At 45.5% G+C, this 15,645-nt stretch carries 18 protein-coding genes; 2 read left to right on the top strand and 16 right to left on the bottom strand.

The features are described 5' to 3' along the window. Nucleotides 1-6: 6 nt before the first annotated feature. From A8806_RS00790 to spoIIIAA, 9 genes are all read right to left on the bottom strand, one after another. Complete coding sequence (locus tag A8806_RS00790) at nucleotides 7-1,599, bottom strand: peptide chain release factor 3 (RefSeq protein ID WP_109729258.1); 1,593 nt, start codon at nucleotides 1,597-1,599, stop codon at nucleotides 7-9. Between the two features lie 202 nt (nucleotides 1,600-1,801). Beyond that, on the bottom strand, nucleotides 1,802-2,422 hold the full coding sequence (locus A8806_RS00785; protein WP_109729257.1) for a SpoIIIAH-like family protein: 621 nt from the start codon (nucleotides 2,420-2,422) through the stop codon (nucleotides 1,802-1,804). Nucleotides 2,423-2,436: 14 nt separating this feature from the next. After that, nucleotides 2,437-3,045 carry a stage III sporulation protein AG gene (locus tag A8806_RS00780; RefSeq protein ID WP_242995914.1) on the bottom strand — a complete coding sequence of 203 codons (609 nt, stop codon included), beginning with the start codon at nucleotides 3,043-3,045 and terminating at the stop codon, nucleotides 2,437-2,439. Then, nucleotides 3,035-3,400, bottom strand: a complete 366-nt coding sequence (locus A8806_RS00775) for a stage III sporulation protein AF (RefSeq protein ID WP_109729256.1) — start codon at nucleotides 3,398-3,400, stop codon at nucleotides 3,035-3,037. The genes A8806_RS00780 and A8806_RS00775 overlap by 11 nt, the downstream gene beginning before the upstream one ends. A gap of 12 nt (nucleotides 3,401-3,412) precedes the next feature. After that, nucleotides 3,413-4,612 carry a stage III sporulation protein AE gene (locus tag A8806_RS00770; protein ID WP_242995913.1) on the bottom strand — a complete coding sequence of 400 codons (1,200 nt, stop codon included), beginning with the start codon at nucleotides 4,610-4,612 and terminating at the stop codon, nucleotides 3,413-3,415. Further along, a complete protein-coding gene (locus A8806_RS00765) occupies nucleotides 4,609-4,995 on the bottom strand; it encodes a SpoIIIAC/SpoIIIAD family protein (RefSeq protein WP_109729255.1) in 387 nt (128 codons plus the stop codon). The genes A8806_RS00770 and A8806_RS00765 overlap by 4 nt, the downstream gene beginning before the upstream one ends. A gap of 59 nt (nucleotides 4,996-5,054) precedes the next feature. Next, nucleotides 5,055-5,249, bottom strand: a complete 195-nt coding sequence (gene spoIIIAC / locus A8806_RS00760) for a stage III sporulation protein AC (RefSeq protein WP_109729254.1) — start codon at nucleotides 5,247-5,249, stop codon at nucleotides 5,055-5,057. Nucleotides 5,250-5,268: 19 nt separating this feature from the next. Continuing rightward, nucleotides 5,269-5,787, bottom strand: a complete 519-nt coding sequence (locus A8806_RS00755; protein WP_109729253.1) for a stage III sporulation protein AB — start codon at nucleotides 5,785-5,787, stop codon at nucleotides 5,269-5,271. Then, entirely contained in the window at nucleotides 5,772-6,716 is a 945-nt protein-coding gene (gene spoIIIAA, locus A8806_RS00750; RefSeq protein ID WP_109729252.1) for a stage III sporulation protein AA, read from the bottom strand. The genes A8806_RS00755 and spoIIIAA overlap by 16 nt, the downstream gene beginning before the upstream one ends. A 125-nt stretch (nucleotides 6,717-6,841) precedes the next feature. Here spoIIIAA and A8806_RS26040 point away from each other — a divergent pair, with 125 nt between their 5' ends. Continuing rightward, nucleotides 6,842-6,979 (top strand): hypothetical protein, encoded by a 138-nt coding sequence (locus A8806_RS26040; RefSeq protein ID WP_181368530.1) that lies wholly within the window; start codon nucleotides 6,842-6,844, stop codon nucleotides 6,977-6,979. Here the strand turns inward: A8806_RS26040 and A8806_RS00745 are convergent. Then, nucleotides 6,976-7,866 (bottom strand): hypothetical protein, encoded by an 891-nt coding sequence (locus A8806_RS00745; protein ID WP_146203242.1) that lies wholly within the window; start codon nucleotides 7,864-7,866, stop codon nucleotides 6,976-6,978. The genes A8806_RS26040 and A8806_RS00745 overlap by 4 nt on opposite strands. Before the next feature lie 140 nt (nucleotides 7,867-8,006). On the opposite strand from A8806_RS00745, the gene A8806_RS00740 reads away from it, so the two are divergent. Further along, nucleotides 8,007-8,345, top strand: a complete 339-nt coding sequence (locus A8806_RS00740) for a helix-turn-helix domain-containing protein (protein WP_109729250.1) — start codon at nucleotides 8,007-8,009, stop codon at nucleotides 8,343-8,345. A 70-nt stretch (nucleotides 8,346-8,415) separates the two neighbouring features. Here A8806_RS00740 and A8806_RS00735 read toward each other — a convergent pair whose 3' ends face one another. The 6 genes from A8806_RS00735 to A8806_RS00710 all read right to left on the bottom strand — a co-directional run bounded on the left by A8806_RS00735 (nucleotide 8,416) and on the right by A8806_RS00710 (nucleotide 15,645). Further along, a complete protein-coding gene (locus A8806_RS00735; RefSeq protein ID WP_109729249.1) occupies nucleotides 8,416-10,503 on the bottom strand; it encodes a polyribonucleotide nucleotidyltransferase in 2,088 nt (695 codons plus the stop codon). Between the two features lie 212 nt (nucleotides 10,504-10,715). After that, a complete protein-coding gene (gene rpsO / locus A8806_RS00730; RefSeq protein ID WP_047774844.1) occupies nucleotides 10,716-10,982 on the bottom strand; it encodes a 30S ribosomal protein S15 in 267 nt (88 codons plus the stop codon). 148 nt (nucleotides 10,983-11,130) lie between these two features. Further along, the gene (locus A8806_RS00725; RefSeq protein ID WP_109729248.1) at nucleotides 11,131-12,789 is read right to left on the bottom strand and encodes a Na/Pi cotransporter family protein; all 1,659 of its coding nucleotides are present in this window, start codon (nucleotides 12,787-12,789) and stop codon (nucleotides 11,131-11,133) included. 23 nt (nucleotides 12,790-12,812) lie between these two features. Further along, a complete protein-coding gene (locus A8806_RS00720) occupies nucleotides 12,813-13,721 on the bottom strand; it encodes a bifunctional riboflavin kinase/FAD synthetase (protein ID WP_109729247.1) in 909 nt (302 codons plus the stop codon). A gap of 2 nt (nucleotides 13,722-13,723) precedes the next feature. Continuing rightward, on the bottom strand, nucleotides 13,724-14,668 hold the full coding sequence (truB, locus tag A8806_RS00715; protein ID WP_109729246.1) for a tRNA pseudouridine(55) synthase TruB: 945 nt from the start codon (nucleotides 14,666-14,668) through the stop codon (nucleotides 13,724-13,726). 14 nt (nucleotides 14,669-14,682) lie between these two features. Beyond that, on the bottom strand, nucleotides 14,683-15,645 hold the full coding sequence (locus A8806_RS00710) for a DHH family phosphoesterase (protein WP_109729245.1): 963 nt from the start codon (nucleotides 15,643-15,645) through the stop codon (nucleotides 14,683-14,685).

Here is a 15,645-nt window from a genome sequence, read left to right as displayed (position 1 = left end):
GAAATATCAGGAACGTCCGAATTCAGATAGCCTTAAGTCCTTGTTGCGGTCCAGTGTCATGCGAATGCTCCACTCGTGTGCAAACAACAAAAGCGGACGGTCTTTTAAGTCCTTGATCTTCTTCATGTCTGAGGTTCCTACCAGTTTATCCATGTTGATCTCTTCATTTTCAATCCATCTGATATATTCATACGGAAGGTTTTCCAGACGGATTTCAACATTGTATTCGTTCTTCAGGCGGTATTTCAGTACGTCGAACTGCAGAACGCCTACTACACCGACAATGATCTCTTCCATACCGGTGTTGTATTCCTGAAATATCTGAATCGCACCTTCCTGTGCGATCTGGTTGATTCCTTTTACGAACTGCTTCCGTTTCATGGTATCCATCTGCCGCACCCTTGCAAAGTGTTCCGGAGCAAAGGTTGGGATTCCTTCGTATGCAAACCGTTCTTTCGATGTTGTAAGTGTATCCCCGATAGAAAAAATACCGGGGTCAAAAATGCCGATGATGTCGCCGCCGTATGCATTTTCGATGATCTTTCTCTCGCTTGCCATCATCTGCTGGGGCTGGGACAGGCGCACTTCTTTCCCGCCCTGTATATGATAGACGGACATCCCTGCTTCAAACGCACCGGAACAGATTCTCATAAATGCGATTCTGTCTCTGTGTGCCTTATTCATATTCGCCTGAATCTTAAATACAAATGCAGAAAAATCCTCTTCTTTCATCGGATCAATCTCACCGTGATCCGACATTCTGGGAAGCGGGGAGGTTGTCATTTTCAGGAAGTGCTCCAGAAATGTCTCAACCCCGAAATTTGTCAGTGCAGATCCGAAGAATACGGGGGAAAGTTCTCCCTTATTAACCATCTCCTGATCAAATTCCGCTGAAGCGCCATCCAGCAGTTCAATCTCGTCCTCCAGAGCGATCTTCGCCTCTGTACCCAGTATCCAGTCGAGCTCCGGGTTATTGACATCAATCTTGCGCACTTCACCTGTTGTGGTGCCTTTATTTGTATCGGAAAAGAGTTCTACTTCCTTCTGTTCCCTGTCAAATACCCCTTTAAAAGCCTTTCCTGAACCAATCGGCCAGTTAATGGGGCAGGTTGCAATTCCCAGTTCCTTCTCGATCTCATCTAAAAGCTCGAAAGTATCCCTCGCCTCCCTGTCCATCTTATTGATAAACGTAAAAATCGGGATGTGCCTCATAACACAAACCTTAAACAGCTTCCTCGTCTGTGCCTCAACACCCTTTGATGCATCTATCACCATCACGGCCGAATCCGCCGCCATCAGCGTGCGGTACGTGTCCTCCGAGAAATCCTGATGCCCCGGTGTATCCAGGATGTTAATACAGAAGCCGCCATAATTAAACTGCAGCACGGATGATGTGACGGAAATACCTCTTTCCTTCTCAATCTCCATCCAGTCTGATACTGCATGCTTTGCAGTCGCTTTTCCTTTCACGGACCCCGCCTGGTTGATGGCGCCGCCATAAAGCAGGAACTTCTCCGTAAGAGTAGTCTTTCCGGCATCCGGGTGGGATATTATCGCAAATGTTCTTCTTTTCTTTATTTCATTCGTAATCTCTGACATATCTTTCAAATCTCCTATTCTGCTGCTGAACATGATGCATCATCGTAACTGTTCTGGACAGATACGAATAATTTTAACACAATAACAGGGACGCCGCAATTGTTTGCTGGAAATATTCTGCCCAATTTCCAGAATTTTTTACACGTTTGATTCTTTTTATAGTTGAATTGTGCAAAATATTTCCAGTATTTATGTAGCCTTCCTATTCCCCGCTTTCATGGATAGGAGTAATTACTATATTTTCCGGTGAAATTTCTGTCTTCCTTGTCACAATATCCTCGATCTGGGCGCGGTTCGCATCTGTCAGTTCTGCACTGTCTACGACGATATCGGCAGAATCAGCCGTCAGGCTTACCACTGCATCTGAAAATCCTTTGGAAGCCATCAGTGTTTCGATTGCCACTTCCTGCTCAGAAAGCTCTGTCATCTTGACCATCTGTGCAACTGCATCCTGTTTCTCCTCATCACTGATATTTGTATTGTCGATAATTGCCTGAAGAGTTTCTTTATTCTGGGCACGGACCTGTTCTCTGGCCACTTTAGCCTGCGCTACCGTCGTATCTGTTCCGCCGTTAGTCAGCACCGCTGCCCCCGGTGTTCCTTCCACCTCGGAATCATTGCTTGCAATGTCCCCTGTCCCTGTCTCAACATCTTCTTCCGAGATGTCCAAGAGCTCCTTGTTTGCCAGCTCTGCATTTGCTTCTGTAGTACTTTTCTCCGTTTCTCCGAACAGCCGCCCTGAATAATTCAGGTATCCGGCAATGGCAATCATAACTGCCAAAGTAGTAATGATGATCTGATTTTTCTTAAATAAACGCTTCACTTGGAATCCTCCTTTTATGTATCAGTCCTTTTCATTATTTTTATTTTATGCGCCTCTACACCGAATAATGCCTGTATTGCTTCAGTAATATTCTGTACTACGACTGCATTATCTCCCCCGTCCGCGATTACAATGACACCGGCTATTTCCGGTGTCATTTCCTTACTCACATAAGGCGACTGCGAACCGTCCGCCCCCTGCTCATAGATGCTTGTTTTATCACTCGAATTGTCCTGCACGGTCCTTGTGCCTCCCGAGCTGTCCTCCTCATCGGTCTTCTGGCTGCTCTGCTGCTGGTCCTTCTCTATGATTTTCTGTCCGGAAGATTTTAAGGTAATCATCACCTCTGTCTTTCCGACCCCCTCGACATATTCCAGCGCCCTGGCAACTCTGTTTTCCAGATATTCCTCATATTCCTCACTTGTATCCGGGTAGCCATTATCCGCCGTGCCCGCAGACGCGGCTGAATCACTGTCCCCTGCATTTTTCTTCTTATCCGGAGTTGGAATCGCAATCACCACAAGGAGGATTCCAACGAGCAGGAGAATCAGCAGCTGATTTTTTTTAGGGAGCATTTTTTTATCTTTAAGCTTACCCAGCAGGGCTTTCCACTTATTGTCCAACCTGTATATCCTCCACTTCTACCTTATTTTGAGACTCTTCCTCCTCATGGTCAGTCCCTTCCTGATATTCTTCAGGGAGAAAATCCAGAATGTCCAGATCCTTTAAATAATCTTTCTGCCTCTCAATTTCCTCTTTTTCCATCTCATATTCCTTGCTGTGATACAGGCTGTAGAAGGTGTCTTCCTTACCTGTCAGCTTCAGAACCGGTGTAAGCATAAGCAGAATCATTACCATGCCGGAAAAAAACTGGATATATCTCTTATAGTTCTTTCCCGGAAGAATCTGGAGCACTGCCGTAATAATGACCAGATAAAATGCCAGATTCTGTATCCATTCATATAAAAACTCAAACATCTCCATCCCCCGTCAGGTTGTCGTTGCTGTCACAACCGCAATGGTAAGCAGGAATAGGACCCCTGTTGAAAATACAACCTTTACCAGAAGCTCATACCCCTCGCTCACGCTGCTGATGCACCCGGTAATCCGTTTATCCGAAACAGGCTGGACCAGAGCGGCCGCCAGCTTATACATCAGTGTCATCACTGCCATCTGCAGAATAGGGACTGCACAGACCGCGATCAGAATGGCCGCCCCCGCCATACCGATTCCATTCTTAATCAGCACGGCAGTCCCCAGTACCACATCCGTCACACCGCCGATCGCATTGCCAATCCCCGGAATCGCTTCCGCCGCCTTTGTCAATGCACTCCTCTTAAGGGCGTCGATTGCCGGGGCCAGCATGCCCTGGATCAGATTGATTCCGATTACACAGGTTACAAGTGTCTTAAGGATCCAGGCGACCAGCTTTTTTAACAATTCCGCGAATTGGGACAAGTATTCCTCTCCCGCCAGATAGTTCATCACCTGTACCATAATATAAATGTTGACAATCGGAAGCAGGAATTTCAGAATCAGTACCTCTACAATATAGATCAGGAAAAGTACAATGTTGTAAAAAATTAGGGAACTGCTGCTTCCGGAGGCAATCGCCACAGCAAGAAAATAGCTTGGACACAGCACGCGCATAAAGTCCAGCAGGATCTCCAGATGCCCTTCGATCCCGGCCATTGCAATCCTGAATGCATTCAGGCACATCGTAATCAGCAGCATGTATAAGACATAAAAACTGATCTCGGATACCTGCTTATTCTGAAATGCATTGGAAAAATTCGTAAAGACTGCAGCTATGACCGCAATCAGCAGCATATACGCCAGATTCTGCCTGTTATAACGGAATTCATAACCCAGCTGGTCCTTTATGAACTCAAGGACCAGTTTCCCGGCACCTTCCCCTCCCCCGTCGATTAAGGAAGAAACCAGTTCCTGAAAACTCATTTTTTCATCTGGGAAGATTTTCTTAAGGCTGTCATCAATTTCCGTAAAATCAAACTCAGAGAACAGTCTGCTCTCTGTTTCACTCTCGACTTCACCGTAATCTACCTCTGTATCTTCCGTATCCACTTCTGCCGCATATACAATCAGCTGTCCCGGCCCCATTATGACGACGGCCAGAAAAACAAGACATAACATATATTTCCACTTTATCATCTTTTTTTTATGTTTCATGCCAGAAACTCCCTGATCGTCTCCAGAAGGGCAAGCAATACCGGCATCCCAAGGGCAAGAATCGTAAGTTTGCTGAAGATTTCGATCTGGACTGCAATTGTCTGGTATCCGGCATCTTTGCAGACACTGGAAGAAAACTCGGCTATGTATGTGATTCCGATCATTTTCAGCATCGTGGCGATATAGCTTGTATCAATCTTGATATACTGGCTTATCTGGGATACCGTCCTGACAAACAGCTCCAGCTTGTCTACAATACAGACAAAGATCAGAATACTGATTGCCACACTCATATAGACACCGTATTCTGATTTGCCGCTCTTAAACTGAATAGATAAAAGCGCCCCGATGACACCGATTGCCCCGATTTGAATCATACTCATAGACGTACTCCCCTCCTGCATTTTTTATTGCTTCGTTATGCTGTCCGTGTTCCTGTGTGTCACAGAGAAAATAACTGTTTGATAGATATAAACAGGTCATAGATATAAGGCAGCACCCAGGACAATACAAGGATCAGTCCCGCAAAACTTGTAAGAAATGCCTGCTCATCTCTTCCGCTGTGTTTCAGCACCTGGCTCAGAATCGAAACCAATATTCCGACTGCTGCAATTTTAAATATCAGATTTATGGTCATGGACTCCTCCCACTTGTAGTTATATCAGTATGACAACCAGAAAGATTCCCCCCATCACGCCAAGACAGTTGCTGATCCTTTTCTTTGCTGCCATTCCTTCTCTCACTTTTTCTATTTCCAGTTCCAGACGGTTCAGATAAAGCTGCATCGTCCTGCTGGATGTATCCGGGTCCAGCTGTCCCAAAAAGGTTCCAAGTTCTTTCAACTGGATGGAATGGACACTTTTCAGATGCAGTTCCTTCAAATATCTGTCAATGGAACGGTTCCATATCTTGGAAAACTCATCTTCTTCGCGGTACTCAACCTGCCTCTCCATAGCCTTAAGCCACTTCCGGTAAGGTTCCTTTGTTCTCACGGCAACTCGTCCGAACACTTCTCCCAGCGGCGCATTGGAATACTCAATCTCGCCCTTTAGCATGTACACAATATGCCGGATATACAGCAGTTTCTCCAGATACCGCTGCAATTCCGTGCCGTAGGCAATCCCTGCCCCCGTAGTCGCCGCTATAATAAGCAGGCTCCCTATAAATCTCTGCATAGCAGGCTCCCCCGTTCATCATAGATTGCCTTCACCTCTCCAGGCCGTTTTTCATTTCCCAGTACTATATAGCGTTCAAACCTGCGTTCTTTTATCAGCCTGCCAAGCACAGGCTTATCATGTGCCTCATCCATCGTAAGTCCATGTACGCTTGCAATCATCTTGCATCCGCACTGCATTGCATACTCAATCGCATGGATATCCTCCGCCGAACCGATTTCATCCACCGCAATCACCTGCGGCGCCATAGAACGGATCAGCATAATCATCCCCTCCGCTTTCGGACAACAGTCCAGCACATCGGTGCGCATTCCCAGCTCGTTCTGGGCTACTCCCAGATAGCAGCCGCCGATCTCAGACCTTTCATCAACCACGCCAACCGTACACCCTTTTACATAGGTATTTCCATCTGAAATCTGCCTTATCAGGTCCCGGATCAAGGTCGTCTTCCCGCACCTCGGCGGGGAAATAACAAGCGTATGGCACACCTGTGCATTCTTCGTAATGTAAGGCAGAATCTTATCCGCACACCCCAGCACCTCATGGGACATCCTTATATTCACGGAAGAAATGTACTGGAGATTCTTCACGTGGTCTCCTTCCAGTACTGCTTTTCCCATCACTCCCACACGGTGCCCTCCTTCAATGGTAATGAATCCCTGTCTCATCTCATGTTCATAGGCATAGAGTGAGTAATGACTGGTATATTCCAGTGTCTCCCTGATCTCATCTCTCGTAACAACGTGTCCTTCCGGCTGCCCATTTGGCAGTATCCGCTCCTCATTGTTATAAATGACCATCAGAGGCTTCCCAATCCGAAGCCGGATTTCCTGTACCTTTTTAAAATCCAGAGCCTCATTCTCAACAACTGAACGGACCGGACGCGCAAGTACCTGAAGCACCTGCTGTTTTCTGCTATTTTCATTCATCTTGTCCACCTCTTTAAACAATATATGAGGGGATCTATAAAATATGAGTAGTAATTGAGGGATTTATTTGATTAATTTAAGAACTGAGTAAGACTCCGCCAGACTGCGGAGGCTTACTCAGATTTATGATTAAAAATGCCCCGGTGCCAGAATGCACCCCTTCTTTGCTGGAATTTGAATCAAAAGTTTCCATTTTCAGGGAGGGACTCCTGATTGTGCCTGGGGGCACGCTTCTGGCTGGGCTGGAATATGGCGGTTATTAGATGTTTTCTGCTGACAGCTGGGCTGATATTACTGCATTGTACTTTCTCAGTTCGGATTCCGGCGGAATGATACGGGCCTCATCCGCAAGTCTTTGGATATCTGCCCTTATTTTTGTATATGTATGATCTGCCTCTTTGACTGCATTGTACAGCATGCTCTGGTTTTCCCCGGTCCGGCCCTGCCTTTCCTCCAGGTTATCTATATCCCGGGCAACGAGGCCCTGCTCTGATTCACTTTCGTACAGGTCACACGCTTCTTCCAGATTAAGGCATCTCCCATCTGACAGATATTGATAAATAGAAGCTATGGGAACCAGCCCACGGTACCGGTGGGCTATATCCAGGGTATTATACCGTGCCTCCAGTATTTGATTAGTCCGTATTAAATTCTGACGGCCAATATTGTATTGGAACTGGAGACTCGCTTTATAATCCTGAAAATGATTCTGGATCAGGATAACTCTATTCTTTTCTGCATCATCCCTGTCCTGCATAATTCTCATATAGCAGACAAAAACACAAACAATTATACAGAGCACAACCGTAATCTTATAGTATGTAGATATGGAACCGGCCAGCCCCGCCTCAACATTTTTCAACAATTCTTTACTGACACTATTGAACAGCGCCGTCACTGCCGATATGATCAGAATGATTAAAATGCATGGAACACACAGGAAAAATGCTGCCCGGAATGTCTCCGACAGACTTTTCTTTTTAACAGCTTCCCGGCCTGCCTCTTTTTTCAGATCAGGCGTATCATTTGTCAGATGATAAGTGATACAATCCAGTATTTTATTCTGTTCTAACACTGATATTTCCAATTCGTACAGCTCTTTTATATAACCTGCAGGATAGCTGCCTGCAGGTATTTTCTCTTTAGTCATTCTGCTTTTCTCCATAATTTCTCTTTGGTCAAGGCAATTTTAATCTAATGGATGTAATTTGTCAACATCTATTAGATTATTTTTTAAACTATTGGTTATGTTTAAAATAAATCTATTAGGATATATGAGGTAAAATAATCATGAAAAAAAACATAAATGTAGGCATTGGGAAAAGAATAAGAAGCCAGCGGGAATATATGCATCTCACCAGAGAGCAGTTCGCAGAAATGATTGAAATATCGCCTCAATTCCTTGCAGATATTGAAAGCGGAAAAAAGGGAATGTCATTTACTACTCTTCAGAAGCTGTGCAGCTCACTCGGTGTTTCCTGCGATTATATCGTACTCGGTAAAACAGCAGACAGTGACACTTCAAATTTAAAAGAAATGATCAACAATATTGATGCTGAATATCTCCCGCTTGCGGAAGAACTGTTGAAGACGTTTATAAAGACCATTGCAAAAGCCGAACATAAGTAACCACTACGCAAAAAGGAGTACAGAACTGCACGAATCATGCCGTTTCTGTACTCCTTTTTTGTGTTTTTCTCTATTCTGCTACATCTCTCATACTAAAGCTGAAGCGTCCCATTTTGTCCTTGCCTAAGCATACGACTTTTACGACATCACCCAGTTTTAGCACATCTTCCACTTTATTGATTCTCTGTTTGGAAATCTTGGAAATGTGTACCATTCCTTCTTTGCCCGGTGCAAATTCTAAAAATGCCCCAAATTCTTTGATGCTGATGACTTTTCCTTCGAAGATCTGCCCCGCTTCAAAATCTGTTGTAATTGTGGCTACGATTTTAGCAGCCTCGTCCATACTTGCTTTATCTGTTCCGCAGATGGATACGGCACCGTCATCTGTAATATCAATCTTCACGCCTGTCTGTTCGATGATTGCATTAATTGTCTTTCCGCGCTGTCCTACGACATCACCGATCTTCTGTGGGTCGATCTGCATCTGCATGATCTTCGGTGCATACTGTCCCACTTCTGCCCTAGGCTCTGCAATCGTCTTATTCATGACTTCATCCAGGATATAGGTCCTTGCCTTCTTCGTGTTAGCGATTGCTTCTTCAATAATCGGTCTTGTCAGTCCGTGGATCTTGATATCCATCTGGATCGCTGTAATACCCTTATGAGTACCCGCTACTTTGAAATCCATATCTCCGAAGAAGTCTTCCAGTCCCTGAATATCTGTAAGAACAAGGTAATCATCATCAGTATCTCCTGTTACCAGCCCTGCTGATATACCTGCTACTGCCGCTTTAATCGGCACACCTGCCGCCATCAGTGACATACTGGATGCACAGATACTTGCCTGTGATGTAGAACCGTTGGATTCAAATGTCTCTGAAACTGTACGGATAGCATACGGGAATTCTGCTTCATCCGGAAGAACCGGAATCAGAGCCCTCTCTGCCAGCGCACCATGTCCGATCTCACGGCGTCCCGGTCCTCTGGATGGTCTTGTCTCTCCAACAGAGTAAGACGGGAAATTATAGTGGTGCATATATCTCTTTGATGTCTCTGCCTCATCCAGACCATCGATTCTCTGTGAATCAGATAGCGGCGCCAAAGTTGTAATTGTGCATATCTGTGTCTGGCCACGCGTAAACATTGCAGAACCGTGCACTCTCGGGATCAGGTCTGTCTCAGCTGACAGGGCGCGGATCTGATCGATTGCACGTCCGTCCGGACGCTTGTGGTCCTTTAAGATCATCTTTCTTACAGTCTTCTTCTGGTACTGGTAAACAGCCTCTCCGAGGACAGCGAGCCATTCCTCATTTTCAGCAAATGCTTCTTCTAATTTTGAAGTAATGACACGAATATTCTCTTCTCTTGTCTGCTTGTCATCTGTGAAAACTGCCACTTCCATCTCTGACGGAGGTACAATCTCTTTGATTGCCGCGAATAATTCTTCCGGTACGGCACAGCTCTCATAAGAATGCTTCGGCTTTCCGCATTCTGCAACGATTGTTTCTACGAAAGCAATCACTTTCTGGTTCAGTTCATGAGCTGCAAAGATTGCATCAATCATCTGTGCTTCCGGTACTTCGTTAGCTCCGGCCTCGATCATGATAACCTTTTCCTTTGTAGATGCAACTGTCAGGGCAAGATCGGATATCTCTTTCTTGGCTGCTGTCGGATTGAATACAAATTCTCCGTCCACAAGACCTACCTGTGTTGTAGAAATCGGTCCGTCAAAAGGAATATCTGAGATACAGGTTGCAATCGCCGCACCTAACATAGCTGTCAGTTCCGGGCTGCAGTCCTGGTCAACTGACATAACCAGATTCTCCAGCGTTACATCGTTTCTGTAATCCTTCGGGAATAAAGGTCTCATAGGCCTGTCGATGACACGGCATGTCAGAACGGCATTCTCAGAAGCTTTTCCTTCTCTTTTATTGAATCCGCCCGGAATCTTGCCTACGGAATATAATCTTTCATTATATTCTACACTCAGAGGGAAGAAATCGATTCCTTCTCTCGGTTTTTCAGATGCTGTTGCCGTACAAAGTACTGTTGTGTCGCCGTAATGCATCAATACAGCACCATTTGCCTGCTTAGCCACTCTGTCCACGTCTACGCGCAGTGTTCTGCCTGCAAGCTCCATTTCAAACTTCTTAAACATATTGTTCTCCTTTATATATAATACATACTTCGGGACAGGAGACTCCGAAACTACTGAAAAACACATTATTGTACTAATATCCTTTTCAGTGGTCTCGGGTACTTGTTACCTGCCCACAATCTTTAATATTATAGCACAGGGCCATACCATAATCAAGAAAAAAGAACCCCGTTGGCAGTAATTATGCCGCCGGAGTCCTTTTATGTTCTGAATTATTTTCTTAATCCAAGTCTTTCGATCAAAGTACGGTATCTTTCGATATCTGTTTTCTTCAGATATGCAAGCAGTCCACGTCTCTGTCCTACCATTTTCAGAAGACCTCTTCTTGAATGGTGATCCTTCGGGTTTGCTTTGAAGTGGTCTGTCAGTTCGTTGATTCTTGCTGTCAGAATAGCGATCTGTACTTCCGGAGAACCTGTGTCTCCCTCACTTCTTCCATACTCTGCGATGATTGCCTGTTTTTTGTCCTTTGCGATCATGTTCATTTCCTCCTTTTTATTCTTTTATAAACCGCCAGGCATTAAGCAATGGTCGGAGTGATCCGATTACCGAACACCGGCTGAATTCATACTTGGATAGTATAGCATAAGAGTGCCGGGATGTAAAGCAGTATTTTTCATACTTCCTCTACTCTTCCTCTTCTTCCCCTTCATCTACATCCACGTCCTGCGGTTCCAGAATGGCGAACGCGATGTTAGTGGCATGGTCTGCCACTCGCTCGAGACCAGATATTGTATCAGAGAAGATCATTCCCGCTTCCGGAGTGCATTTTCCTTTTGTCAGACGCTTTACATGGGCTTTCTGGAGCTTCTTCTCACGGTCATCGACTTCGTCTTCCAGTGCAATCACTTCTGCCATATGTTCCTGGCTCCGGTTCGCAAACATATCAAAAGAATACTCCAGTGTTTTTTCTACCAGATCCATCATATCCTGCAGTTGTTTGACACCCTTTTCGCTGAAATCAAGGTTCTTTTCGATACGCACCTTTGCAGAATCCGCAAAATTTTCTGCATGATCCCCGATTCTTTCGATATCGTTCACCACATGGAACAGTCCCCCGACCAGCTCTGCGTCCTTCAGCGGGATATCCATCTCGTTGATGCGTACCAGATAGTTGGTAATTTCTTTATTCAGGTAATCAATGTAGCCTTCCTGCCGGTAAACTTCCGTTATCAGGTCACTGTTCATTGTACACAGTGCATCCATCCCCCGCTTCAGGTTTTCGATTGCCAGGTCCCCCATATGCTCCAGCTCATGGATTACCGCAATCACGGCCGTCGTCGGTGTAATGATTGTGCTTTTTCCGATATACTTCAGCTCATAAGCATCTTCAGGTGACGGGTCACTCCCCGGTATAAATACATACGTCGCTTTTACGACCCAGTTCATAAACGGGAATAAAAGGACTACTTCGCATATCTTAATCAATGTATGTGCATTTGCCACTGCTCTTCCTGCATTCCCGCCGGACACTCTCATGATTGCATCTGCAATCGGATTCAGCGCAAACATCAAAACTGCAAAAATGGCCACAGATCCTATGATATTAAACAGAAAGTGGATCCACGCCGCTCTTTTTGCATCCTTCTTTCCTCCAAGGCTTGCAAGCAGGGCTGACACACAGGATCCCATATTACATCCCAGAATCAGGAAAAAGCAAATGTTAAAATCCAAAAGCCCCTGTGATGCCATTAATATGATGATTCCGACCGTGGCCGATGAACTCTGCAGAACAGCCGTAATTCCAAAACCGACTAAAATTGCGGCAAGCGGATTCGTCAGTGACTTTAGAAGTGATACCATATGCGGCGACTCACGGAGTGTGGACATTGCGTCACTCATCGTACTCAGGCCCATGAAAAGAATACCAAATCCGAGGATCACTCCGCCTATTTTCTTCACATTCTGCTTTTTGCTGAACATAAACATAACGACACCGATAATGACGAACAGTGGAGCAATATCTGACAGATTAAATGCAATCAGCTGTCCTGTCACGGTAGTACCGATGTTGGCACCCAGAATAACCCCGGCTGCCTGATACAGGTTCATAAGCCCTGAGTTTACAAAGCTTACAACCATAACTGTAGTCGCGCTCGATGACTGCACCACGGCCGTGAATAAGATACCGACCAGCATACCTACAAATCTGTTCTTTGTAAAAAATTCCAATATGGAACGCATACGCGCACCGGCCACCCGCTCCAGTCCGTCGCTCATCATCTTCATTCCAAATAAGAATAATCCGAGCCCGCCTAACAGCAGAAAAATAGTTGTTATACTCATTTGTATCTACCTAATCTCTTTCTCTATACTTCCACGCATTTCTTCTGAAAAAATGCCCTTCCAAACGCAATGTCCTGATCTACCTGTGCTTTCAGTTCACCCACTGATGCAAATCTTGTTTCCGGACGTCCAAATGCACAGAATTCCACGGTTATCATCTTGCCATAAGCATCCCCCTTATAGCCGAAAACAAACACTTCTGTAAGAAGCCTGTGTGTCTCGGTAACCGTTGGCTTGATTCCAACATTCCCGATCCCGCAGTACCATTCCCCGTCAATCTGTACCCTGCAGGCATACACACCAAAACGCGGCATAATCTTCCTTTCTGCGGGAGCCACATTCATTGTCGGAAAACCAAGCGTTCTCCCCAGCCGGCGCCCATGCTCCACAATACCTGACATATGATAGGAATACCCCAGAAGTTCATTGGCACGTTCTACCTCTCCTGCTTCCAGAGACTCTTTTACAAATGTGCTGCTAATTTCCCTGCCTTCATACATTTCCTTTTCAAGCACGACCAGACGGTAATGGTATACACCGGCATATTGGGCCAGCATATGTATATCGCCGCGTTTTCCGTGCCCGAAATGAAAGTCTGTCCCAACCACGATACAGGATGCATGGAGCGTTTTGACCAGTATATTTTCAATAAAGGCTTCCGCTTCCATCTCCCTGATTTCTTTTGTAAAAGGACACTGTATCATACAGTCCACCTGCTGTTCCAGGTGTCTTTTTCGTTCTTCGTTTGTAAGCAGTGATTTACGCTGCATGTCAAAGGAAAACACGATGCTCTCGATGTGTTCTTCCAGCGCTAATTCCCGTACTTTGCTTATCAGTTTCTGATGCCCCCTGTGAAGGCTGTCAAATTTTCCCAGCGTAACAGCTGTCTTTTTGTCTCCCTGATAAGAATTAATATCTGTGTAATACTGCATGTCTATCCCCGCAATTCTTCCTGATCCAAAAACATTTTTTCCAGCCTGTATTCTTTGCTGTTCTGGCAAAAGCTGTAAATTCCTATAAACCGCCCTGCCTCATCGTACATCCTGAATCTCCGGGTATCTTCCCTCCCGTCAGTCCCTTCCAGAATGCCGGAACCCGGGTTCTCCAGAAAATGCTCCGGAACTGGATTACCGTTGTAAGCAAGTGCTGCATGCTCCTCCAGAACAGTCAGTGCCCCTAATTCAGAAAACATTTGATCCACCGGGATCACAGCTTCCATGAGGCAGCCGCCTTTTTTCATTTCCTCTATCTGTGCCAGTTTAAGACTGTCTTTTAATTCGAAACGGCTCACCTTTGTACGCAGCAGCGACTCCATGCACGCCCCTGTTCCCAGATCCTGTCCGATATCATGGCATAACGTTCTGATATAAGTTCCTTTCGAGCAGGACACTTCCATCCATACACGTGGTATCTCTGTCTTTTGGATCCGGATGTCATGAATCTGTACACGCCTGGGCTTACGCTCTATTTCTTTGCCTTCTCTGGCAAGCTCGTACAGCTTTTTCCCGTTTACTTTCAGCGCAGAATACATCGGTGGAATCTGTTCGTATTCACCGATGTATCTTTTTATACAATCTTCAATTTTTCCGGCAGCCAGCATGCCTGTATCCGTTTCCTCAAGGACTCTGCCGGTAATATCCTGCGTGTCCGTTGTTTTGCCGAGCAGAAGTACAGTCTCATAGATCTTGTCTTTATCTGTAAGCATATCACACAATTTCGTTGCTTTTCCCAGACAAACCGGGAGAACCCCCTCGGCATCCGGGTCAAGAGTACCTGTATGCCCGATCTTCTTCTGTCCGAGGATCCCTCTGAGTTTGGCAACTACATCGTGCGATGTAAACCCTTTTTCTTTATATACATTAACGACTCCGTTTATCATGTCTGTTCTTCCCGCTAATTATCTGCATCCAGCTGAAGTGCAATCTGCCGGCTCACATTATTTATAACGTCATGGCTGGACCCGTGCATACTGAATCCGGCCGCCCTTGCATGGCCGCCCCCGCCAAAATACTTGGCGATTACGCTGACATCTACTTTTCCTTTTGAACGCAGGCTGACTTTAAACTGGCTGCTTTCTAATTCATACATAAACATCGCCACTTCCACGCCTTTTGTCTGGCGAAGCTGGCTTACAATGCCTTCCAGATCACTGGAATCTGCCCCGTAGAACTCCAATTCCTTTTTGTCTACAACAGAAACAATACACTGTTTATCCAGAATCAAAATACTTTCAAGCAGCGCCCTTCCGAGAATCTGGATCTGTACGTAAGTTTTTTCATAATATGTCCTGTCTATAATATCATTGCCGTCAATACCTTTTCTCATCAGCTCCGCTGCAGCCTCCATTGTTTCCGGAGAGGTGCATGAATACTGGAATACCCCTGTATCGTGTGCAATCCCCATATAGAGGGCTTCTGCCACAGGACGGCTGATTTTAGCACTGTCAATCATACGGAAGACAAGTTCTGATGTAGAGCTTGCATCCGGCACAATGTAATTCTCATCTGCAAATGCCTCATTGCTTACATGATGGTCGATACACAGTGTCTGCTTTGCCCTGCTGAATAAGGGTGCAGAAAATCCGAGTCGTTTTTCATCACCGCAGTCCAGACAGATAAACAGGTCATACTGTTTATCTGCCGGTATCTGGTGTTTCACCTCATCTGTCTTCTCAATCATCTGATAGGCTTTCGGCACTTCTTCCAGATAGACATCTGTCTCCAGATTTGGATACTGCTCCTTTAAATACATATACAGGCCCATACAGGAACCGACACAGTCCCCGTCCGGGCGGATATGCCCGCCCAGCGCTATAGTCTGCTTATCTTTCAGTATATCAGATAACTGTATACTCAT

It is taken from the genome of Faecalicatena orotica, assembly GCF_003149245.1.
GTDB lineage: Bacteria > Bacillota > Clostridia > Lachnospirales > Lachnospiraceae > Faecalicatena_A > Faecalicatena_A orotica.
This window is presented reverse-complemented; position numbering and strand designations above follow the sequence as displayed.